18 protein-coding genes are annotated in these 24,081 nt (G+C 51.5%); 4 read left to right on the top strand and 14 right to left on the bottom strand.

Translation table 11 applies throughout. The features are described from left to right. Positions 1-381: 381 nt before the first annotated feature. The 4 genes from AC1S52_RS10700 to AC1S52_RS10685 form a co-directional block, all read right to left on the bottom strand. A complete protein-coding gene (locus tag AC1S52_RS10700) occupies positions 382-1,794 on the bottom strand; it encodes a lysophospholipid acyltransferase family protein (RefSeq protein WP_482028989.1) in 1,413 nt (470 codons plus the stop codon). Between the two features lie 7 nt (positions 1,795-1,801). Continuing rightward, positions 1,802-2,278, bottom strand: a complete 477-nt coding sequence (locus AC1S52_RS10695; protein WP_482028988.1) for a DUF29 domain-containing protein — start codon at positions 2,276-2,278, stop codon at positions 1,802-1,804. Between the two features lie 171 nt (positions 2,279-2,449). Then, on the bottom strand, positions 2,450-4,012 hold the full coding sequence (locus AC1S52_RS10690; protein ID WP_482028987.1) for a phytoene desaturase family protein: 1,563 nt from the start codon (positions 4,010-4,012) through the stop codon (positions 2,450-2,452). Positions 4,013-4,224: 212 nt separating this feature from the next. Beyond that, a complete protein-coding gene (locus tag AC1S52_RS10685) occupies positions 4,225-7,929 on the bottom strand; it encodes a WD40 domain-containing protein (protein WP_482028986.1) in 3,705 nt (1,234 codons plus the stop codon). Between the two features lie 451 nt (positions 7,930-8,380). Between AC1S52_RS10685 and AC1S52_RS10680 the strand changes: the two genes are divergently transcribed. Further along, positions 8,381-8,854, top strand: coding sequence for a hypothetical protein (locus AC1S52_RS10680; protein WP_482028985.1), 474 nt, complete (start codon positions 8,381-8,383; stop codon positions 8,852-8,854). Positions 8,855-9,094: 240 nt separating this feature from the next. Next, on the top strand, positions 9,095-9,289 hold the full coding sequence (locus AC1S52_RS10675) for a hypothetical protein (protein WP_482028984.1): 195 nt from the start codon (positions 9,095-9,097) through the stop codon (positions 9,287-9,289). A 418-nt stretch (positions 9,290-9,707) separates the two neighbouring features. Here the strand turns inward: AC1S52_RS10675 and AC1S52_RS10670 are convergent, their stop codons facing one another. From AC1S52_RS10670 to AC1S52_RS10625, 10 genes are all read right to left on the bottom strand, one after another. Next, positions 9,708-9,953: a hypothetical protein gene (locus AC1S52_RS10670; protein WP_482028983.1), complete on the bottom strand. Its 246-nt coding sequence runs from the start codon at positions 9,951-9,953 to the stop codon at positions 9,708-9,710. Next, positions 9,950-10,177, bottom strand: a complete 228-nt coding sequence (locus AC1S52_RS10665) for a hypothetical protein (RefSeq protein WP_482028982.1) — start codon at positions 10,175-10,177, stop codon at positions 9,950-9,952. The genes AC1S52_RS10670 and AC1S52_RS10665 overlap by 4 nt, the downstream gene beginning before the upstream one ends. Further along, the gene (locus AC1S52_RS10660; RefSeq protein WP_482028981.1) at positions 10,174-10,851 is read right to left on the bottom strand and encodes a potassium channel family protein; all 678 of its coding nucleotides are present in this window, start codon (positions 10,849-10,851) and stop codon (positions 10,174-10,176) included. The genes AC1S52_RS10665 and AC1S52_RS10660 overlap by 4 nt, the downstream gene beginning before the upstream one ends. Before the next feature lie 66 nt (positions 10,852-10,917). Next, positions 10,918-12,510, bottom strand: a complete 1,593-nt coding sequence (locus tag AC1S52_RS10655) for a cation:proton antiporter (protein WP_482028980.1) — start codon at positions 12,508-12,510, stop codon at positions 10,918-10,920. Between the two features lie 119 nt (positions 12,511-12,629). Continuing rightward, positions 12,630-15,893 (bottom strand): efflux RND transporter permease subunit, encoded by a 3,264-nt coding sequence (locus AC1S52_RS10650; protein WP_482028979.1) that lies wholly within the window; start codon positions 15,891-15,893, stop codon positions 12,630-12,632. 157 nt (positions 15,894-16,050) lie between these two features. Beyond that, positions 16,051-17,361 (bottom strand): efflux RND transporter periplasmic adaptor subunit, encoded by a 1,311-nt coding sequence (locus tag AC1S52_RS10645; RefSeq protein WP_482028978.1) that lies wholly within the window; start codon positions 17,359-17,361, stop codon positions 16,051-16,053. Positions 17,362-17,392: 31 nt separating this feature from the next. Next, positions 17,393-19,060 carry a SulP family inorganic anion transporter gene (locus tag AC1S52_RS10640; RefSeq protein WP_482028977.1) on the bottom strand — a complete coding sequence of 556 codons (1,668 nt, stop codon included), beginning with the start codon at positions 19,058-19,060 and terminating at the stop codon, positions 17,393-17,395. Between the two features lie 82 nt (positions 19,061-19,142). Beyond that, positions 19,143-20,354: a DUF1254 domain-containing protein gene (locus tag AC1S52_RS10635; RefSeq protein ID WP_482028976.1), complete on the bottom strand. Its 1,212-nt coding sequence runs from the start codon at positions 20,352-20,354 to the stop codon at positions 19,143-19,145. 276 nt (positions 20,355-20,630) lie between these two features. Then, a complete protein-coding gene (locus tag AC1S52_RS10630) occupies positions 20,631-21,971 on the bottom strand; it encodes a DUF1254 domain-containing protein (protein WP_482028975.1) in 1,341 nt (446 codons plus the stop codon). Positions 21,972-21,996: 25 nt separating this feature from the next. Next, on the bottom strand, positions 21,997-22,722 hold the full coding sequence (locus AC1S52_RS10625) for a hypothetical protein (protein WP_482028974.1): 726 nt from the start codon (positions 22,720-22,722) through the stop codon (positions 21,997-21,999). 676 nt (positions 22,723-23,398) lie between these two features. Here AC1S52_RS10625 and AC1S52_RS10620 point away from each other — a divergent pair. Together AC1S52_RS10620 and AC1S52_RS10615 are read left to right on the top strand one after the other, a co-directional pair. Continuing rightward, the gene (locus AC1S52_RS10620; RefSeq protein ID WP_482028973.1) at positions 23,399-23,866 is read left to right on the top strand and encodes a hypothetical protein; all 468 of its coding nucleotides are present in this window, start codon (positions 23,399-23,401) and stop codon (positions 23,864-23,866) included. 114 nt (positions 23,867-23,980) lie between these two features. Then, positions 23,981-24,081: IS1/IS1595 family N-terminal zinc-binding domain-containing protein (locus AC1S52_RS10615; protein ID WP_482027120.1), on the top strand; the 101-nt coding region annotated here is incomplete at its 3' end.

The raw sequence follows: 24,081 nt of genomic DNA, 5'->3' as shown, positions 1-24,081 counted from the left end.
CCTGTCAAACTCCAGGTCTCAAGTTGGACGGGGTTTAGTTCAGGTAAAAGGGGGCAATGGCTCAGTTACAACCGGGGGAATGGGGGTCTTGTCAATCAGATCTGAGATCACCGCTTTTTCAACAGTCAGTGAAGTTAATTTAATGACGTGGTTGAATTACGTAGATTTCCTCGCTTAGAAGTAGAGATAGATCAACTTTAGGGAACACACAGGGCACGTTCTACGTCATAGCTTTGCCGAAAACGCGATCGCTACTGGGTTAAATCGTTACATTGGTACCAATAAATTGCCAGTCCAGATCAAACTTTAAGTCAGTAACTTAACATCCCAATCAGGAATCTTATTTAGAGGCGGCAGAGTATCTGGCAGCCGCAAGATCCCTCACCCCTCACGTCCAATCATCCCCTCCAAAACCGTTTGCAAATCCTGAGTCAGTTCGGTAACGGCTTTTCGGGCGGCGGCACGACTGCTCTGATAGGTTTGCCAGCGATCGCTGACAGAAAGGGGATTGCCCACGGTGATGGTGGCGTGTCGCCAGCCCAAGCGGGGGCGACGGGGCAGTTTCTGCCCTTTCACTCTGGCAATCAGGTCAAACATTAATAGGGTGGTTTCGGCAAATCGCTCGATGGAAGGCTTTTCCTTAATGTAGGTGCCGGTGACCGCGACAAAGCTTTCTACCAGACGCATGTGGCGCATTCGGATACTGGCTTCTTCGGCAACCCAATCGCCTAAGCCTCTAGCAAAGGGTGAGAGCGATTCCAGTTCAGATTGGGAAATCACATCTTCCCGATAAATGCAACGCCAGCCGGCTTCTTCTAGGCGACGGCAACGTTCACTCAAATTGCCCTGGGGGGCGATCGCAAAGTAGGTTTCGGCAACTTGCAGTGCCACATTCAGTAGGCGTTGCAGGCGAGCGGATAGCAGGGCATTCCCATCTTCATATTCACCTGGCTCTAGGGGCGGCAAGTCCTGGTGATAGAACTGGCGGTAAAAGTTTTCCAGCTCAGACAGCAAATGTTCACCAAGCTGGAACAGGCGTTTATAAAAAGCAGTGGTCTGATCCACATCTGGAGGCACAGGTTGGGCAGTTAAGCCGCTGTCCTGCTCTAGCTGGCACAGCAGATTGTCCAGTTTTTGCCAGGGAGGGTGGGGATAGTGGTATCGGATGCCAACCGGGACGATCCATACCGTCTCTTCCCGGTTCGCTTTTGCCAGATCCTCCAGACACCAGAAACCCAACTGAGCTACCCCCGGTTCCAGGGGACTGACTAATTCACTGTGCCCGTTGGTTGCGCCTTCCGGGGCGATCGCGATCGGCAATTTGCCATTAGCGAACAGATCCCTGGCTGCCCGTAAACCCGCCCGATCTGGACGCTTGCCGCGGTGAATCGGAATTCCCCCCAGACGCGAGAAGAACCATCCCAGCAGATTTCCTGCCCACAGGGGCATCCCCCGGTCATAGACAAAGTGACTGTGAACTGGAAACTTCAGCGGTACTCCCTGCTGCCGCGCTGCCCGTGGCACAATCCGGGACAGGACATAAAACATACACAGAGGGTCGTCTACCTCCGGGTGCCGAAACGCCAGCAGACAGCGAATCTTGCCCGCCTGAAATTGCTGATAAAGGTTGACCAGAACCTCAACATTGTTGACTTGAATCTGGGAAATGCCGGAAGGAAGCCACGATCGCAACCGCAGCCTGAGCAGAATTGGAATTAATCTTTGGGTTAGCCACAGGACAAACAGGTTGAGTGCCTGGGGAATAAACTCTAACCGGGGTTGCAAACGGGTCATGCCCCCATCATAATTCAGGTTGCCAGGGTAGCCAGTCTTCGTCCAGGGCTTGCTCCAGGGTAAACTGTGGTTCTTCGGGAATCAGAGTTTCCGCTAATTCGCTGCTATCTAAAAATAGCTTTCTGCCGTTTTGATACTCTGCCAGGAAGTTTTCCTTGAGATAACTTTTGAGGCTAGGACTATCATCCAGGATGGCTTGAATTTGCAACCGAAAATTCCGAATTTCTACTTTCCAGCCCCTAAAACACGTTTCTCGTTCAGATTCCCAATACTTGATTTTGAGGAAGTGTTCACAGAGTCGCATCAGATAACTAGAAATAGCCCGTCTGTCGCTTTTACCCAAACTTTCAATCTCTTCAATTAAGTTTTCTAAGTCAAGACCATTAAAATCATGGGTTCGCAATTGCGCCACTGTTTGCTCTAGCCAGAGTTGATAGTCGGTGTCGTATAACGATGCTAGTTTTACGTTGACTTCAGATGTCATGATTGAATCCTTTTTCGATTAGCGATCGCCACTCTACTAATGTGGTGGTTCGACAACCCCCAGATCCCCGGTTTCTAGGAAGATTATTTCAGTCAGTTGAACCAAATTTAACGAGAAACCAGGGATCGTAACTACCAAGTTGCCCATCGCGCTATCAGTACTTACCCAGGACTAAACCGAGACCCCTGCCAATTCAGGCTCCCTGGCTTGCCGCCAGACGGACTGATTGGTAAGCATTTCAACCACATCCATGCCATTGCCAATCACGCCCGGTACACTGGGATACCCGGCACTGGCTCCCACCAAGAACAGGTTGGGTAGCTCGGTGCGGTAGCCGAGGCGGTTTAGCCCCACCTGCCGGGGAATCAGCTTGGCACCGTAGATATTGCCCTGCGGTTGCCCCAGGAAGAACTCGCTGGTGGTGGGTGTGCCATAGATCTTCATGCGGGCATAGGCATCCACATCGGGAATCAAATCCCGCACACTTGCCATGACTGCCTGATAAACCTCCCGTTTTCTGGCTTTGTAAGCCTTCGGATCGGTTTCGTGCAGATATTTAAACGGTTCATAGGGACAGACCGTTGCAATTTCCAACACATGGTGACCCGCCGGAGCCATCCCCGCTGCCTGACTTTTCATCGTTGGGCACGACAGGAAGATCCAGGGGCGATCCAGGTTCCCTTCTAGCTGCTGTTGATACTCCTGGTTCAGGTTGCCGGTTGGGTAGTACCAGATGTTCCAATTGCCGATGCCGTAGCGCTCTGGCTGAAAGCGCTGATCCAGCCCCAGGTAGATGTTAAACGCACTGGCAGAGTATTCATAACCCGTCAGGCGATCGCGTTCTCGTCCACTCAATGCCTCTGGATGGTGCATCAATTGCACAGTCAGTTTTGGATCGAGATCGCTAATGTAAGCTTTGGTCGCCGTATAGGACGTTCCGCCAGCGGTGATAAACTGCACCGTATGATCTTGCACTTCTATGTGGTCTACCGGGGTTGAATAGTGAATCACCCCTCCCCCGGCTGTGATCGTCTCCACAATCGTATCGACCAGGTGCTTAAAGTGGTGGGTGGGATAGTAAGCGCCCTCGGAATAGTCCCAAACCAGTGAGGTGTGGGTCATCAGGGCAATTTCCTGCGGTGGCAACGCATAATCACCACTCTGCCCTGCCAGAATCGCTTGCAACTTGGGCGATAACCCCACCTCGTCATACAAATCCTGGAGGGTCCAATTGCGTTTGAGGAAGAGGTTCCAGTACTGCGGCAATTTCAGCCAGTCAGCCCATTTCTGGTCATACCAGTGAATATCCTGGACCAGGCTGTGCATTTCCTGATGCAATTGTTTAATTTCGTCGCAGTAGCGGTTAATGGGAGCGGCTTCCTCTGGAAAGGTAGTCAGCAATCGCTGGCGGAAGGTTTCCCAACCGAGGGGAATGCGGAAATCAGCTTCCGGGGTAATCACGCGATCGATACAGTCTGGATCGAGGGAATTGAATGGCACCTCTTGGTCAATGTAGTTGAGAAACTGACGGATGGTTTGACCAGAACCGCATTGCGAGATGTAATGCACATCTGCACAGAAACGGTAATCTCCAAAGTCAAAGGTGTGGCAGCATCCACCCGGCAGGTAGTGTTGCTCCAGGACAACCACCCGCTGTCCTTGACGGGTCAGGCAGGCGGCGGCAGAAAGTCCACCCAAACCGGCCCCTAAAATGACGTAATCAAAATTTTCCATTTAAGTCTCCTTTTGAGCGATCGCCAAAATGCAAGACCAAAATTGATTAACCCACTCCTGTGGTCGCTAACCAGGAGATTTACTACACCTCGATCCTATTGCCTCTACCAGAAGGAGATTGGGTTACAACATAAAACGCAACTCATCGACAGGGCTGCTTCGAGGGATGAATTTAGGATTGGATGAATTGAAAGTCCGTCTAATTCATCCTGCTATTGAGTAACACCGTGCTGAACCGCCCCTAATGCCAGCAAGGTTGCCTGTTGTGCCTCTGTTAAACCCGATGCACCCGTAATGTTCATTCCTTCGTAGGGACGGGGAGCGCGCAGGGTCTGCCAGCACTCGCTGGTGTGGATATTCCAACAGCGGATGGTTTCATCCTGACTGCTGCTGAGGAGGGTGGCGGTGTTCAGGTCTAGCAGGGTTGACCAGACCCAACTGTGATGCCCTGCTAAGGTTTTCAGGCAGGTGCCTGTGGCAAGCTCCCAGAGCCGAATGGTGCCGTCGGCACTGCTGCTGATTAGCAGGGTAGCGTCGGTGCTAAATTGCACCGATAGAATCTGACTGGTGTGTCCTTTGAGTACCTGAAGAGCCTTGCCGGTTGCAGTTTCCCATACCTGAATCGCCTGGTCATCACCCCCGGTGGCAAATTGTTGCCCATCCGGACTGAATGCCACAGTCCAGACTCGGTTTGTATGTCCTTGTAAGGTTTGTAAGCACTGACCTGTGGCAACGTTCCACCGTTTGATCGTTTGTTCATAGCCGCCGCTGAGGAGTTGGTTGCCCTCCGGGCTGAAGGCGATCGCCAGCACCGAACTGGTATGCCCCTCTAGCGTTTGCAAGCACTTTCCAGACGGCACATCCCACAGTTTTATCGTGTGGTCATAGCTGGCACTGGCAAGCTGGGTGCCATCGGGACTGAATGCCACCGCCCAGACCCAACTGGTATGCCCTTCCAGGGTGGTGAGGCAGTGACCCGTATGGGGGTTCCAGAGTTTGATGGTGCGATCCAAACTGGCACTGGCAAGCCAGGTGCCCTCTCGGCTAAAGGCAACACTCAAGACCCGGTTAGTATGTCCCCGCAATACCCGAAAAGGCAGCTTGGGTACAGGCAGGTGGGGCATCTGGTTTGAAGCCGGTTTTTCAGCTTTCAGGTCCAGATCCCAGAGCTTAATGGTCTGATCCTCATGTCCACTGGCAAGTAGATGTTGATCAGGACTCCAGGCGATCGCATAAATCGAATTGCTGTGTCCTTGCAAGGTTTTGGTGCCCAACCCAGTACTGACTTCCCAGATCCGGGCAGTATTGTCATCGCCGCCACTGGCTAAGCGGGTGCCAGTCGAGTCAAAAGTGACCGACCAGATGCGATTGGTATGTTTCTGCAAGGTTTTGACACAGGTGCCCGTAGAAACTTGCCACAGTTTAATCGACTGGTCATAGCTGCTGCTGGCAAGGCTCTTGCCATCGGGACTAAAACTGATCGATGTGATGGGTGCTCCATGCCCTCGCAATGTTCTGAGACAGGTGGCGGTTTGCCAGTCCCAGAGTTTAAGGGTCTGGTCAAAACTACCACTTGCCAGAGTTCGTCCATCCACGCTGATGGCAACGGTTTTGATCCATTGCTGATGTTCTTTCAGCGTAGTGGAACAGTCGCCGGTATCCAGGTTCCAGAACCGAATTGCGCCATCTTCTCCACCGCTGATGAGAATCCGTTCCGAGGGGTGAAACACAACGCTCCAAACACAGGCTTGGTGTCCAGTTAAAATTTTCCAGCACGCTCCCGTATCTAAATTCCACAGCCGAATTGTCTGGTCTTCACTAGCGCTTGCCAGCACTCCCGCATCCGGACTGAACGCCACACTGGTGACGATGCTAGTATGTCCCTCCAGGATTTTGAGGCATTGCCCGGTTTGAGTATTCCACAGCCGCACGGTATGATCTTGCCCACAACTGGCTAGCAGGGTGTGATCTGGGCTAAAGACAACGCTCCATACCCAACTGTTGTGTCCCTTGCAAGCAAAAAGCTGCTCTCCTCTAGTGGCGTTCCAAATTTGGATTTCGCCATTGGTATCGCTGGTTGCCAATTGCTGCCCATCCGGGCTAAAGGCAACACAGGTAATCCCGCCAAAGGTCGCCGCAAAGGCACAGTTGGCAAATTGTGTCTGGGTAAAATTGACCTGATTTAAGCTGGCATCCTGCAAATACGCCTGGTAGATCGGTAAATGGGAAAAGTCGTACTCCGACAGGTCGGTTTCAAGCTGACAAAACAGGTTGAGCAGATTGCCTGCTCCATAGCCAGGTACCTTTAATTGCGTTTCTCGCAGTTGATTGAGGAGCCGGGTTAGTTTATGTTCAGCCTGTTTGGGTGATCCGAGTTCAGTCAGTAAGCGAGTCAGAATCGGTTGGAGAATGACCCGGATCTGGCTTTCGCGGATGTAGTCCTTTGCCTGCGCTTTGATCAGGGCGTGACTGAGAAAAAGACTGGGGGCTTCGGTCACAATCTCTTGCGTAATTTGCTCAATCAAGCAGTCGGTGGTGTATTCCATAATCACGGGTTGTTGGGTAAACCCGATCGCGTTGCTTTCCATCAGCCCCCGCCAGCAAAGGGATTCCAGCGCTTCCATTAACCTGGCTCTGGAAATCTCTGGCACCAGGTTGGACTGTAGCCCGGTGGTTGAAACCGCTTCGCGCTCGATCGCCAGCCAGTACATGATGTGTTTTTCCAGGGGAGACAGGCGATCGCATTGCTGCCGTAACAGGTTGCCAATTCCGTTAAAGGCAACGGTCCCCTGGTCTAAAAATTGGCAAATGTCGCCGGCAAACAGGTCTTGAATTGAAGTGGCAGCAATTTTTAGCGCCAGGGGGTTGCCCCGGTAATGTTCAATCAATTGGGTGGTTGCTTCCAGGGAACCTGTTAGTCCTTTTGCACTGAGCAAGTTCTGTCCGGCGATCGTATCCAAACCCGTCATGGATAGGGTGCGAATCGGCAGCTTTTCCCCTTCTAACGCCGCAATTTCCTGCGGCTTTTCCCGACTGGTGAGGACAAAACAGCTCTGGTGGGCAATTTCACCCACCCGACGCAACAGTTCACCATAGTCGCGATACCCCTCGCGATATACCCCCGTTCGCTGTCCTGCCTCCAGCACCGCATCGAAATTATCAAGAATGACCAAACAGCGAGACTGGCGCAACAATTCCAGCAGCCGGGAGAGCTTGCCTCCCACGCTTTCAGGCAAGGGACTTTCTTGCTGACCCGATAGAAATTTAATCAGCGTCGTTAGGAGTTCATGGATCGGAGGGGCATCCCGTAGCGATCGCCAGATGACGGATTCAAAGGAATGATGAGGGGTGGGGGAGAGGGGGAGAGGGGGGGATGAAGTAGCTTCCACTCCCCTACTCCTCCATTCCTCTACTCCCTCTCTTCCCACTAGCTTCCTTGCCAACTTGACCGAAAGCGCTGTTTTGCCCATTCCTCCCATGCCCAAAAGGGTCACCAGACGGCAATGGTCTTGTAAAAGCCACTGTTTGAGGATGTCCAGTTCCTCTTTGCGTCCGTAGAAAATGGACACATCGATCGCGTCGCCCCAGTCTATCTGGGGGATGGGGTGGGGGGCTTCGCCGTGAGCGCTCAGCCGAACGGTGTGAGTTGTGGCAGAAGCATTGTGCGGTATGGTGTTGCGCTTCAGAACTCCTTGAAAGTTATGTTTGGTGACTTTGACCCCAAAGGCGTGGGACAGTTTTTGCCACAGTTCAGAACCCACATCTTTGAGATAGCCAGCGTCGTAGCCTGCACTGCGGGCAATTTCCATATAGGACTGCCCTTCCCAGGACTGCCGCAACACAATTTCTTGGACCTTGTTCAGTCGCCCCTGTTCCAGAACCATTTCAACGACTGCGATCGCCTCTTCAACCGTCATGCTTCAAACTCCATCCAGTGAATGCACTGACTTTGCCTTCATCTTTATCGCTAAAGGTGGCTTTACCAATTAATGGCTCCTACCCCCTGCTATCAACTCCTACGCCCAGGGGGTAGATGCTTCCGTGCCACTGATCTAGATCTGACTTTATTCCGACCTTTTCCGACTGTCAAATTGGACACCTGAAAGTTAAGGTGACTGAGAAGCCGACCTACGTAGATTTACACATTGTTCCGACCTTATTCGGACCTTCTCCGACCGTCAAATCGAATACACCGTAGTTAAGGTGGGTGCGAAGCGGATTTCACCAGGGCGAACTACCAACGGCGTTTGAAACGCTGTACTGAAGTTTAGGCGCGATCGCAATAGGGTGCAAACAGTCTTGCAAGACTTTTAACCTGGCTGCAAATCCACTCTGGCAATCATTTAACCCACATTACCGGAGGAACCCATGAAAACCACTGCTCAGAAAACAGCAAAGTTTCTAATTCTAGGCGCTTTAGGACTGGGAATGACCTATTTTTCTTACCAATCTGCCTCCCTTGCCCAAACCTGTAATGCTTTCGGCTGTTCCCAACCAGGAGCGAGTTCGTGCAATCCCTTTGGTTGTCCCAATCCTGGCGCAGGTCCCTGTACTCCTTTTGGCTGTCCAGCCTCTCCGGTCGTGAATCCTCCCAATCCCGGTCCCATCGGAGGGCAAGGTGACTACCGATTCCAGCGATGCTTAAACCGCGTCATGTATACAGAACTTCAATCTTCTAGGCAAACCAGTCGGGGCAGTTACCGCTTTCAAATTCCTGCCTCCATCAGGGGTAGGTATCTGCAAGAAGCGGGTTTCTTCAACGGCAATGAACACAATCAGCCAGTTGTGCAAGTCCAGGCTATGGGTCAGCGGGAAGCAACGGAACGATGCCGCCGATACTAAATCGCAGGCATCCTGCCAGAAAGCCGTTTAGGACATAGAGTTCAGAGTGCAGGAAGGTCACTAAGAACTGCGACAACGCAGCGATGAAATCAGGGTTTCCATCAGACAACAAATCCATCAGGGTGGGGACTACCCACCCTTTTCGTAAACAATATGTTGGAAGTTACGCGATCGCAGTCATTGACATCAGGGAGCAACCAGAGGGTGCCATTGTCAGACACTTCAGTGGAGTTTTTTAACGTGTATAGAACCCCGACGGCGATCGAACTCCGGCAGGGTATGGCACTGCGCGAAAATACCCGCCTGATCTGTACCCACAAGTCTTACCAAACTGCACGGGCGTTTGCTGAACGGTTGGCGGCGCAAACAGGTCTGGAATTCAAAGACTATACCCCTGATATCTACAACCATCACCCTGAATCTACTTGCGATTAATTATTACAGGGGTTCCCGGTCAACCAAGGTTTTCACTCAATGCAGTTGCCGCAACTTCCCCGCAATATTCGCCACACAGATCTTAATATTTAATTAGTCTCCCTACTTAAGTAGGCAGGTGGAATCAAATGTAGGATGGGTTAGCGATAGCGTTAACCCATGCGGGTGTTGGGTTTCGTGCCTCAACCCAACCTACACAGGTCTTATATTTAATTAGTCCCCCTACTTACTCGTTTGACCAGGCTTTATCGGGCACTTTCAAAAGAATCAAACGTGCTTCTGTCTTAAGATTCCCTCCCCAGTAGGACGAACTGCCGCACTTATGACGTGGACAATCTCTATTCAGAAAGGAAGTTTCAGCCAGTGTATCCAGGTTAGAGTTAATCCTTAGGTGAATCTGCTGTCATCGTCTTAGTATCTAATCAAAGAAGTCAATTAAAAGTTCTCCATCTACTACTTTTTCTCGGATAAATTTACGAACCAGATCTAGTTCTTCAATCATCACTTTCCCATTGGCGGCAATTTGCACCTTGATCGCATTCAGCTCCTGGCGAGTAACAACACCATCAGCGATCGCTTTCTCAAGTAAAGCCTCTAATTTTTCCAGATGTTGCAGATCTTCTTTAGTTAATGGTGTTTTCTTCGGTCTTTCAATTTCCATCATAAATCTCCTTCGCGATCGCGTTGCTCTTTCAGTTCTCGTAGTGCTTCTATACTGACTCCAAATAAAAATCCTCCCGTTGCGCCAATCAATATAAACCCAGGCTTCTGATCGAGATAAATTCCGCCTCGGTAGGGAGTGGGTAGGAGCGTCGCCAAAATCAGGCCCAAACCCGCCCCGATCACCATCGTGACCAGTCCAGAAAACAACAGCAGTTTGCGATTCATAACAACTCCTGGGAATTGGTGTTGTATAAGTTCACCACGCGAGAGATGAGAATGGTTGGATACATCACGCCAGCGATCGCTTCTAAATCAGTGGCAATTCTTGCCGATGCCACTAATGGATGAATGTCGCCATAGCCCACCGTAGTTAACGTTACAAAACTAAAATGCAGAAAATCTGCCTGGGACTGGGACTGGGTAATGCCATTGAATGAACTTGGATCGAAGTCGTATAGAATTGTGTAAAAAATTGCCCAGTTTAGCCCCAGTAGAACATAAATTGCAATCCCTCCTTTGAGCGTATCCGCCGTCACTCGTTTGGTTGCAAAAATCTCTTGTTGAATCAGAAAAATGGGCAAACTCAGCACTATAAAAAGGATAAACTCAATGGCGCTCTGACCATGATTCCACCGAGAAGTATTTAACATCCCTACAACTTGCAAAACCAAAAGGGTCAAGTTTATCAGAACTAATCCGGTATAGAACTTCAGCCACCATCTGCCGGGTCTAATTTGCCGGATGATCAATAACATTGCGACTAAAAACAGAATTAAAATTGTGACTTTAGCAATCGCTTGTTTTTCAGGCAAGGCAATCGAAACTAACAACAAAAAGAGCAAAATTAGCACTCGATTGTACTTATCTTCTGTCCATTTGATCAACCTGTTAGAATTCATTGCTTTGACCTTGATGACATCACAATTGATTGCAGGGTAGGTCAGACAAAGGACAAAAGGTGCTTGTCAGTCCGCCAACGCTTCTGCCACTTTGTGACCTGCAACATGATGGTGGATTGGATCCAGCAAGCCTGGAAGCTCCTGGTTTAATCGGCCCGATCGCACAAATTCGGTATAGGTGGTCATTTCGATCGCAAATAAATCCCGCTGGAATTGTTGAGTACCGATTTCGAGCAGGTCAGGGTCTTGTTGACACAGTTTGCTACTTTCATCTTGAAGCTGAGTTAATTGTTGCCTCACCTCTGCTTCTTTTGCCTGATGGGTTTCTGGCTCAACTCCAGCTTTCGATGCAGGTTGTTGTAAATACTCCAGCACACAAGTCAGGGCGACTTGCCGAGAGATTAACTCCAGGTAGCGATCGCGCAGGGGACTCACTTCAATTAAATTCAGTGCTGCCAGTACAGGTTTTGCCGTTGCACCTTGCAGCAAGGTGGTGAGAAAGACCACACTGAAAACGGCTACCAGAACAGCCCGTCTTTCCGGCAAATCCTCCGGCACACTCAATGCCAACGCTAGTGCGACTCCACCTCGCAGTCCACTCCACCAGAGCATGGTTTGAGTTCTGAGATCAATATCTGATTGCACCAACCGATTATTGACCCAGGTTAAACCGAACACCACAATCATCCGTGTAAACAAAACTGCCGTAAAGGCAATACAAACCACGAGCAAATCGGCAACATCAGTGGTAATGCGAAATTGAGCACCAATGAGTAAAAACAGAATGGAATTGGCAAAGAAAGCAACAAATTCCCAAAACTCACTCACGGCAACGCGAGTTCGTGGACTCATGCCAATCCGAGAACCGAAGTTGCCCAGAATCAATCCCGTCGCCACCGTTGCAATCACGCCAGAACCACCTAACTTTTCGGCGATCAGATAGGCAGAATAGGCGGTGACCAGCGTTAAGGATTGTTCGACCAGGGGTAGATCGAACCGCTGAGTCAGGTAAGAGATGCTAAAGCCGAGAATCAAACCGACCAGTAATCCAACTCCAACCACCGTGATGAAATTGACGAGGAGTTGTTGGGCATCAAAGATTTTCGTTCCTTGCGCGATGCCCAGCATCAACCCGAAGGCAACCACGGCGGTGCCATCGTTGAACATACTTTCCCCTTCCACCAATGCCTTGAGTCGAGGGGGCGCACCCAGTTCTTTGAGCAATGCACTCACGGAAACGGGATCCGTTGCGGCCAAACAGGCTCCAATCAGCAGGGCAACGGGTAGGGTGATCCCACTCCACTGGTTGAGCGGTAGGGCAATTCCCAGAATCGTGATGGCGACACCGATCGTGACGTAGATGAAGATCGGCACTAAATCCCGTTTCAAATCCTTCCAGTTGAGGTTCCAGGACGCTTCAAACAGCAGGGGCGGCAAGAAGATCCACAGAATCAGTGCAGGTGAAGGCGTGAAAAAGTGAATATCCAACAAAGCCAGCCCCATCCCCGTAATCACCAGCATCAGGGTGTAAGGCACTTGCCGCAACCAGGGCACAAGCTGCGAGAGGGTCGCGACCATCAGAGCCGCGGAAATAATCAGCAGGAATTGCTGTAGGCTTTCTTCGATCGCAGTGGTTTCAGCGAGGGTCAGTAGGAGCATGATGGGGGATGGGGGTTAGGGATTGGGGGTTGGGTAATAGGGATTCGTCATTGGTCAGTCGTCATTTGTCCTTTGTCCTTTGTAATACCTAGTGACCAATGACCAATGACTAATGACAGTTACTCACTCCCTGGCAAATCAGTGTCAACTGAGAAGGTGCTGCGGCTAGTGAGGGCAGCTTCTTCTGCTGCGATCGCAGTGGCGGACGAGGATCCGGATGAGGATCCAGATTGGGGTGGTTCGGAATCGGAACCTCGTTGTAATAAGCTTTCTGCCAAGCCTTTGATCAGGATGTAGAGAACGGGGACGACCAGCAAACTGAGGATCGTTGCAACCAGAAGCCCCCCAAATAGAGCGGTACCCAACGACCAGCGGGCGGCGGCTCCGGCTCCACTTGCGATCACCAGTGGGAAAAAGCCGACGAGAGAAGAGGCGGCGGTCATCATGATCGGACGAAAGCGTTCTTTGGAGGCTTTCAGCGCGGCTTCGGTGAGTTTTAAGCCGTCTGACCGGGCTTGGTTCGCAAATTCCACAATCAGAATGGCGTTTTTGCTGGCCAGTCCGATCAGCATCACCAGGGCAACGTTGACATAGACATCGTTGTTCAGACCGCGCAGCGCGATCGCTCCTAAGGCACCCAGTAACGCCAGTGGTACCGTCAGCAAAATAATAATCGGGTCAACGTAGCTCTCGTATTGGGCAGAGAGGGTGAGAAACACCATGATGATACCGAACAGGAAGATCAGCGCTCCCAGGTTCCCCGCAGACAACTGTTCGCGGGCAATGCCGATCCAGTTGCGCCCCACACCGGGTAGGGCGGTTTGCTCGTAGGCGGTTTCTAAGGACTGGATTGCCTGTCCACTGCTATATCCGGGTGCTTCGTTCGCCTGGACATTGATCGAACGATAACCGTTGTAGCGTCCAATCACCTGCGGCCCGGTCATGCGGCTAATAGTAGCAATTTGGGATAAGGGAACTAAAGTACCATCGCGGGCACGGACATTCAAACTGGTCAGATCTTCCGGAGAGTTGCGGAACTGAGCATCTGCCTGGACAAACACCCGATAGTTCCGATTGCCCAGGGTGAAATCGTTGACAAATTGGGAACCCAGAGTGGCACCAACGGTTTGCAATGCCTGCTGAAAGTCGATGTTAAGAGATTCGATCTTGCTGCGATCGAGGGCAAGACGCAATTGGGGCGTTCCGGTGGTAAAGGTGGTGGACACGGTTCCCGCTGTGGCAGGATTCTCATTAGCTTGAGCAATCATCTGACGCGCATTGGCCGCAAAGTCATCAATCGAAAGTTGTCCCCCGGTGCGGTCTTGCAGCACCATCTCCACTCCACCCGTGGCACTGAAGCCAGGAATGGGAGACGGGTTGAGTGCCATCACGACTGCATCCGTAATCGACTGAAAGCTCCGATTTAACCGTCGTAAGACACCTTCAACCGATGCTTCAGGAGTTGTCCGTTGATCCCAGGGTTTGAGGCGGGCAAAGAACAAACCCAAATTGGGTCCGTTGCCATTGAAGCCAGCCCCACTCACGGTGAAGGTTGATTCAATTTCAGGAATGGCTTGCATCCGTTGTTCTGCCTGTGCCAGAACCCGATCGGTATAACTGAGCGATACACCATCCGGTGCCTGCACAATGCCCACAAACGCACCCTGGTCTTCATTCGGCACGAATGCCGTGGGCACAGCGGTAAACATATACACCGTTGTCACTAATCCAGCCACAAACAATCCCAAAATGATGTAGCGAATTTTGATGAAGAACTGCACCAATCGCACAAAGCGATCGCTGACCCAGGCAAACCCCTGATTGAACTTGTCGAAGAACCAGCCCAATGGCCCGCTGGTAGGTTGCGCCGGACCCAGGAGAATTGCTGCCATACTGGGGCTAAAGCTGAGAGCGTTAAAGGTGGAGACAGCGATCGCGAAGGCAATAATCAAAGCGAATTGCTGATACAGTTTGCCGGTGGAACCGGGGAAAAATGCGACCGGGATGAAGACTGCCATGAGCACCAAAGAAGTCGCGATCGTAGCCCCACTCAACTCCTCCATTGAGGCAATAGCCGCTTGTTTTGCAGTCATTCCCTGCTTTTGAATCTTTTCCGTACAAGACTCCACAATCACGATCGCATCATCGACCACTAACCCGGTTGCCAGAATCAAACCAAACAGCGTCAGGTTATTAATCGAGAAGCCAAATAGGAACGCAAACGCCATTGCCCCAATTAATGCCACCGGAATCGCAATCAACGGAATCACCGTTGTACGCCAGTCTTGCAGGAAGATGAAGATCACCAGCACCACCAGCAAAAACGCCTGAAGTAAGGTGATCACGACCTCCCGAATCGACACTTCCACAAATTCAGTGGTGTCAAACACTGGTTCTGCCTTCAGTCCGGGTGGAAAGTTGGCTTCCACATCCTTCATTTCAGATGCGATTAGATCGGCAATATCCAGCGCATTACTGTCCGGTGCCTGGTAAATCGCAATGCCAACTCCTACCTTGCCGTTGACTCTGGCATTACTGACATAGCGTTCTGCCCCCAGTTCTGCCCGCCCCACATCCCGCAGGCGAATCAGTCCCCCTTCCTGGTTACGCTGAATCACCAGATTGCTGAATTCTCGTTCATCCCGAAATCGCCCTTCCACCCGAATCGGCAATTCATAATTTTGCTCCCGTCCCTCTGGCGTGGGTTGCTGTCCGATCCCGCCTGCCCCAACTACGACGTTTTGCGATCGCAGCGCATTGATCACATCCAGCATGGTCAGATTTCGACTGGCCAGGGCATTGGGGTCTAACCAGAGCCGCATCGCATTCGGTTTATCCCCAAATGCGGTCACATCTCCAACACCGGGCACCCGTCGCAAGCGATCGACAATGTTTTGATCGACGTAGTTACTGATGAAAATGTCGTCGTATTCATCGTTTTCGCTATACACCCCGTAGATCAACAAAATACTATTGGAGGCAGCATTGGTTGTGACCCCTTGCTGTTGTACAGGTGTCGGAAGTTGAGCATTCGCCTGTGCCACCCGATTCTGAACGTTCACCTGATTAGTGTTCTTGTCCGTATTGGAGCCGAAGAATACCGAGATTTGGCTATTCCCTGCAAATGTATTGGAAGTCATGTATTCCATGCCCTCCACTCCGTTAATTTGCTGTTCCAGCACACTCGTGACCGTATCTTCCACCGTATTCACATCCGCCCCGCTATATCGAGCCGAGACGCGAATTTGAATGGGGGCAATATCAGGTAGGTAGTTAATTGGCAGAAGGGGAATACAGACAGCACCGAGCAACAAAATAATCAGAGTGCAAACGGTGGTCAGCACCGGACGTTTAATAAAGAGGGTGGCGATGGAGAAGATCATTGAGTTCGGAGAAGGCAGAGGGACGTTCGGCGATGACTTCGGCGTGACCCAGTGAGCGAGCAGTCGAGCCGCAAAGGGCTGTCAGGGAAGAAGGTGAAGCATTTGAGCAGAATTTTTGATTTCAATCAATCGATTTTGCCCAAATGCTCTGCGGCAACTAGGATTCCGGTTGAACGGGGACACCATCACGTAGCCGTAAGATCCCCGATACGATTAGGTTTTCTCCCGGTTTTAAGCCATTCAATACCTGATAGCTTTGTTGTTGGATATCACCTAGCGTGACAGGACGCATTCTGGCAACTTTCTGCGTTTGCCCATTCGAGGTATCTGATTCTGCCACATAGGCAAAGCTCTTACCACTCACTTGCAACACGGCATTGGTGGGAATTAAAAGCCCAGTGCCGCGATCCCAGATGATACGAGCTTCGACAAATTGCCCATTGCGTAACTTGTCGTTGCTGTTTGGGAAGCGAGCTTTGACCAACACCGATTGAGCCGATGAGTCTATCGATGGCGAAATGAAATCCACTTTTCCAGTGCTAATGCGTTTGCGAGTATTCGGATCAATTAACTCAACCGTTAACCCTTTTCGCAATTGATTCAGACGATTGGAAGGAACAGACATCCGCAAATCCAATGCATTGTTTTGCACAATGTTGGTAATGGTTTGAGCACTGGAAACAAGATCCCCCGGCTTCACAAAAATTTCTCCGATCGCCCCTGAGATCGGCGCGGCAACTTGCTTAAACCCGACATTCACGGCGGCGGCTGCCACCTGAGATTGGGACTGCCGCACTCCCGCATCTGCCTGAGCGACAACAGCGTGGGCATGACTAATGGCAACCTCAGCCTGACCAACTTTTTCCTGCGCTACCTGGACCCGATTGCTCGAAATTTCTAAGTCGGTGCGGGCGCGATCGTAGTCAAATTGCCCGATCGCGCCTTGACTCAGCAAGAACGTGGCGCGATCGAAATTGGTCTTGGATAACTTCCGGCTAGCCTGGGCGCTGGAGAGTTCACTGCGGGCTACTTCTAGATTTTTTTCGGACACACGCCGTTGTTGCACCATGGCATTCCGGTTTGCCTGAGCCATGCCCACCGATGCCTGGGCACCTTCTAACTGGGGCACCGTTTGGGCCGGTTGGATGGTGAGAATGGTGGTTCCCTGAGTGACGCGATCGCCGGCTTGAACCAACACTTCGGCAATTCGTCCCTGAGTTTCTGGTCGTAGGTCTACCCGTTCAGGCGATTCCAAGCGCCCCACAAACTCGGAACTATCTGCCATCGGACTCGTTTGTAAGACCTGCAATTTCACGGGCACTGCGGCTGGGGCATTACCTTGGGTGCCTTGCTGCTGACAAGCAACGAGTGGCAGTCCCAACAGTCCCAAACCTAAAAGAATAAGCGGTTTAGCAGACCAGAGCGGGGATCGTTGAATTCTAAACCAGGTTGGGTGAATATACTGCATGAGATTAGTGTAGAAAGCGATAGTGGGGAGTTTATGAAAGGGTCAAAAGCCATTCTTCCGCAGCGACTCGTGCGCGTTGAACGGATTCTCCCAGGATCGGTGTGGCAGGAAAAATATCTGTGAGAGGAATCATATCAGTAATGTGGGTTTTGGTGAGTTGTTTGATGACACTGGGGGCAACCCCTGCCAACATTAATTTACTGTTGCGAGTACAGAGTTCTTTGGCATAACCTTCCAGCAGTTTGATAAAGGTGCTGCCTAATTCGTTACGTCCCCGCAAGCCTAGAATAACGACCGATTGATCAGCCGTGTAGGGGGAGGGCAGGGCTGCTTGCAAAATGTCTGCACTGGCGTAGAAGACGCTGCCGTAGATGTGCAAAATGGTAATAGCTTTGGAGGGTAGATGAGCCGGTGCGGGATGTTCCTGGAATGATTGTCCGGTAATCGTTGGTAGGATCTGCTTCACCTGTACATCCAGGGAAGATTGGTAGATATGCAGCAGGATCGACAGGATAACCCCCAGCAGGACGGCATTTTGAATGGGCAGCAGCAGTGTAGCCATGAAGGTTGCCAGCATCACCAGCCGAGGTACCCAACCGGTAAACCACACATCCTTCCATTTCTCAACTTTGAACGCCTGGTAACCTGCAACCACCAGTAAAGCCGCGATCGCAGGCAGCGGAAACTGTTCGACAAGACCACCAAATACCAGCACCGCCAGGATCACCATGGGTCCCACCAGCACAATCGCCCAGCGCGATACGGCTCCGGCACTGATGTTAATGGCGGTGCCAGACACACTTCCTCCCAGTGGAATACCCCGGAAAAAGCCAGACCCAAGGTTGCACACCCCCTGAGCCAGAAAATCCTGCCAGGCTTTGCCGTACCGTCCATTCGCGTTGGGAATGGTTTTACCGACCCCAGCCCCCTGAATTAAACCAATCAGCACGACCGAGATTGATCCAGGCAGCACCTGGGGAAGCAGAGAAAAGTCGGGAAGAGCCGGTACTGGGAGAGAACGGGGGACGGGGGCGATGTCCTGCACCAGTTGGACGGAGGCGGGCTGCCACACGGAGGTCAATGCCGTGATCATGAGCAGTGCCAGGACCAGGTTAAATTGCCTCAGAGGAGTGCGGTTCAAACCCAGGATCAGGGCGATCGCGCCCAACCCAATTGCAGTTGTTACCAGATTGACTTGATTCAGGTGCAGCAGCAGATCGAGGGTCTGAGTCAGGCGATTGCCAGCGTCGCTGTTGTATCCGGTCAATGTCCCCAGTTGTCCGAGAACGATGGCAACGGCAATCCCATTCATAAACCCAGTCAGGACGGCGTTGGAGACGAAGCGGAGAAAACCATCCACACGAAACAGCCCCAACAAGACCTGAAACAGCCCCACCAGCATCGTTAGCATCAACAGGGCCGGAATTTGCTGCTCCGGGCTAAACTCTGCCAGCACACCCGCCGTGACCACCGCGATCGCCCCAGTGGCGTTAATGGTCATGAACTCAGACCCGCTCAACAGGGCACCCAGGGGAGTCCCCACCATCAAGGCATGTAGCCCATAGACCGGGTTAACTCCCATCAGCAGGGCATTCGCCAGGGCATCGGGGATCAGCGTCAGCGTATTGGTCAGTGCGGCACTTCCGTCTGCCTTCCAATTGGGGGACGCTTGCAATTGTTTGAAGATTGAACTTGCCATAGGAGTCCCGGTTACGCCAGTTCGCTAGATAATTTTCTTCAACAGAACGGTACACTAAACATCACCGAGATGACGTGATTGATTAGGCCGCTTTTTCGATATCCGGAAGCGCCCAGGTGCGATCGAAGTAGGGTTCGGTCGGCGCATAAAACCGGAAGTAGGCAAACCAGCCCCGCCCCGATACCGTGGGTGCCCAGTTTGTTTCCTTGCCAGGTGGAGCGGTGGAACCAAAATAGAGATCTACGGAACCATCGGCATTCTGGATTAAATTCCCGCGCGAATCCACCCCGGCAATATTGTGCGGGGTATCGATGAAGCAACGGGTTTCGGTGTCGTAAAGCGTGATCGACCAGAATTGTTTGACGGGCACATTGGGCGGAACGCGCAGACTGTAAGTGTTGCCGCCTTGGAGCCAATCTCCTTCCTTGTCTTTCTGGATACCGATGTACTGTTGACCCATGCCGGGGGTTTTGGTTGTCATTCCGGCGCTCAGGGTCACGGCTTCGTAGAACCAGGCTGTGCGTTCATCCAGAGCAGTATGGTTTTCCGTTTCCTGATTGGCTTCCAGTAGCACCGCGTTCTTCCATTGTGTTCCGGGCCAGATGTGCGCTTCCGGTTGACGCTTGGCATAGCTGAGGCACCGAGCCATCGCTTCTGCCACGATCGCCGCCTGTTCCAAAATCTTCTGCTGACGGGCATCGGGCTGGAACGGACTGCCCTTTTCAATGCCCAGTGGTTTGAGCATTGCCACCATCATGCGATCGCGCTCATGCACTGGCTCTTCGTTCAGCATCTTAGCCAGCAGTCGCCAGTAGTCCATGGTGCTAGCGGGCCATCCACTCCAGGGTTTGCCTGCCGCCGGGATAATCCGCGTTGTGCGAGGATTATCCCGTTGCGCATAGGAGTACGCCTGATAACTGGCGGTTAGCGCCTGGGCTTCCTGTGGGTCGGTGGACAGCACCCGGAAGGCATGGAAGAGATTGTTGGTGGGGGCCTGCACCACCCGATAGCCCTCGGCATCCTGGGGAACCTCCTGTCCGGGAGCAATCACGAGGTACTTGCCGCCTGCGCCCTGATCGGGACCCGTCAGCCCCATATCCGTAATTGGACGCTGCCAGAAATCCAGAATGCCGCCTGCGGTCTGCCCTTTTGGATAATCGATCACTAAGGGCCCCGTCCGTTGCAGGTTCAGAAAACCGACGACGTAGGGCGTTGTGGCATTGGCAGTCAGAAGTCCGAGTTTATCGCGGAAGCTAGTGGTCAGAACTAGGTCGCCATCCGCCTGACCAAACACGGTCTCATGGGCCTCCTGCCAAGCCGCGAAGCTGACCAGGGGAATGGCCCAGAGATAGGTCTGCACCGCCCGCTGGAAGTCGAGTTCGTCATAGAGGTTGACGAGGCTCTCCGACCTTGGATATCCCCCCTCGAAGTCCAACGATCCGATGCGGGAGTTGATAGTACCAGTCATTGGTAGCGTTTGTGCTTGAGTTGTATCGTCCTGCATGGGGTTCTTCTCAAAGAATCAAAGCGTCTGCACTGTCATGAAATTCCAGACTGAAATCCCCGACCTTTATTGAATCCGCTGTAACGGGGGTTGCTTCCAGGTGCCGTTGAGGACTTCGGGTTTGGGCAAGTAAATCCGCATCATCAGGTAGAATGGTCCGTCCGGAACAGGTAGCCAATTGGATTCCAGATCGCCTCCTGGTGAATCCTTCTGGAAATAGAGGGTGAGAGAGCCATCCTCACCAAACTTGAATGTCTCCAGCACAGTGGAATTCAGCACATACCGTTGGAGTGAATTTCGGACGAGTAGCTGGGTCTGACCGTCATACGGGGTGATAGACCAGAATGCATCGGCAGGTGGCAGTTGATTTTTCTCAAAGCGCAGGGTGTAACGGTGTTGTGACGCATCGAGTTTGTTGCCATCGGCATCGACAAAGTAGGGCGGATAGATGGCTTCTTCACCGGAATTGCCATAAATCCCCAATTTTGCAGCCAGGAAGCGATACAGGTAGTTGTTCTGAAGAAACTCGCGGGTGCCAAACACATCGCCACTGGTCAACTCTCCCGCGTTGACACGCTGCATGATATCTGCGAAGTCTTGCTGCCAGAAGTCAGCGATACCGGCGGCGATCGCCTGCTGGATCTCCGGGGGAAAGGTTGCGATGTCAAAGAGTTCGCCTGCACCAATGCCTAACTGGGCAAATCGAGCCATCAGTTGAGTCTCGGACGGGTGAGTGGGGGCAAATTGCAGCAGAAAGCTGAGATAGCTGAATAGCAGGGGGGTCTCCGTCATGCCCTCCACTAGTGGGAGCCAGGCGATCGCGGGTGCCGCTGGAGGGGCGGGTTTGCCCACAAACTGCGACAGAGGTTGCACCTGAATCCCAGCCTGAATCGTCTGCACCTTCTCTAGATCGGATGGATTAAAGAGCTGGATGCGGAAAAGGACGTAAAGCAATTCAGTCTCGCACCGAATCACCGCCCGGATATGCTCCGGTGGCTCACCTTCCCAACCGGAGCCCACGATCAGGAAGTTTCCCCCATCGTTGCCGAAAACGCGAGTACCGAGATAGGCAGCGTTATGGGTATACAGATCAATCAACTGCCCGGTGTAGTAACGGTTTGGCTCAATCGCAGGCATGGTAACGACGATCGGCTCAGTCCGCAGATCTGCCCAGAGATAGGAATAGGGCGTGTCGGTGTTGGGAGTGACAAACTGCGTGTCATCCGGGGTGGCGACATGTGTGGCACGACCAATCTGATTAATGGGCGCTTTGAAATCTGGGTTGCTGGTGTTGATCGCCTGTTTATACAGAGTTTTGTAGCTTTCGACGAGGGGAAACCCGTAGGTATAGGCTTCACGGGAAGTACTGCGGGCTGCTTCGGCAGTAATACTGGTTGATAGTGGCATCAGTCCAGCCTCCTTGAAACGGGTACTAACTTAAAAACTCAAAAGAACTTAGGAAGATAGTCGTTTTCCGAGATGGAATTCCTTCACTTTTGGGTGATCTAGCTCCAATGACGTGAACCTGATTGCGGTTCAGAAAGGCTCGAAAAGCAATGACCTCTGTATCACTCTGGTAAAGCAGTTCTCGCCCCTGGACACCTCCCTGGGTAATGGATTGATTGCGAACGAGTGTAAATTTTTGTGCTCCGATGACTTTATTTGTAATTGCATTCAACAACGTCTCTGGGTTCTTGAGTTGTTCCTGGGTAAGTTGAGCCGCATAGCCCACTACATACCGGCCGTTGTCAGAGTTGGCGGTTAGCGTCCGGAAGCTCACGTCACCAGCCTGTGTGGGCAACACGACCATTTCTTCACTCAACGTTCCAGGTGGCATCCAGAACGAAAACCCACCTGAGCGGAAAAAAATGGGTTGCCAGAACTGAGAGTCCTGCGCAACGGGTAAGGTTGGGTCGGGTGGTTGCCGCCGCAGTCGATTCTCATATGGCAACCGCCCCTCTTCAAAAAAAGTGGTGAAATTATTTTGCTGGGCTAACAACAAGTGGGGCGATCGTGGCATCTGCCCCATTGGAATGATTGAATTCGTCTGAGGTGAGGCTGAAGGAATCGCTTTAGCAGAAACTTTTTCAGCCAGGAGTGCAGGGACCAGAACGATACCTGTCAGGATCGACAGTAGAAATTTTGGGGGATGTGGCATTGGATAGTCAGAAAATTTACGATCAAAAAATTGACTGGAAAATAACCAGAAAGCTTACGAAGAAACATCTGAGAAAAAAGTCTCTTGATCTGGGTTCAACCTTCGGCAACGGCTGATGCTTGACTGAATTAAGGGTTTTTGAACGCTATTCCCATAAAACGACCTACCACAAGGTGTCAGATTTTTTGCCCCTGTGATCTGCTTCCTTATATTAGGGAAACAAAATAGGAAATCGATATGAAGCCTTTTGCAAACGATACAGAGCTTTACTTCACAGGATAGTCTTTTGCTCAGTAGGACTCAACTAAAAAGCAATCTTGATTTTATGCAATGTGTAACACTCAGGGATTGATTCAGGTACTAAAAAAGCAATTTTTGAATAGACGCCCATCAAAGCTACCCGGATGATAGTTCCAGTCATTACAACCTGACACTCTCAAAGGGCAGTTCTATCGCAGTCCCAAATTAGTTGTGAAAGTTGGTTTGTTATTGGTCATTGGTCTTGGTCATTGGTCATTGGTCATTGAGGTATAACCGTTAGGGGTACCCATCACAAATGACGAATGATAGCCTCGCCAGTCTGTTTTGCAAATCAATTAGGATTGCTGGACTCGCCACTTTACCCTGATCCTCCGCGATGAAAGCCATAACAAAAGTAAACGGGAGATGATTCAATATGTTTTTTACCCGCCACCTATCCAAGATGCTTTTCGTCATGGGATTGGCAACGGCTAGTGTCTTTATCTTCGCGATCGCGCCTGAGTGGGCGATCGTGCACATATTGAGACTCCCTTACAGCGAGAACTTCGCGGTGAACTATTTCGATCAAGGACACTATCTCATCTACCAACATTGGGGTGTCATGGTTGGCTTTATGGGCGTGGTGATGGTCGTTGCTGCGTTCAAGCCATCCTGGCGACACCCGGTCGTGTTTTACTCATTTGCGGAAAAATTCTTGATGGTTCTGCTCTATGTGGGATCCCGCGGGTTTGCCAATGAAAACACTCACGGCTTTTTTCCGGTCATCATTGTGGATACCATCGTTTCCGTCTGGACGATCGGCTACTGGATTGAGCAGCGCTCCATGTTTCCCAACCCGGCGCTCGAGCAGCGATCGATTGCCTCCCATCCGAAGATTGGCTAGCAGTCCATTTTGCCCGATCCTGAAAAGCCTACCTGATTCGGCAAACTGTACGGGCGAGTTTAGCAAACCAATCTGGGCGTTGCATAATGGGAATATGAAATCAGGGTGAAACCGATGCAATGTCCCGAATGTGGCTCAACTGACATCAGTAAGAACGGCAAGCAAAGAGGTAAACAAAATTACCTCTGCAAAACCTGTCGGCGGCAATTTATCGA

It is taken from the genome of Kovacikia sp. CALU 1929 (assembly GCF_056784235.1).
The sequence above is the reverse complement of the archived record's forward strand: the minus strand, read 5'-3'. Positions and strand labels throughout refer to the sequence as shown.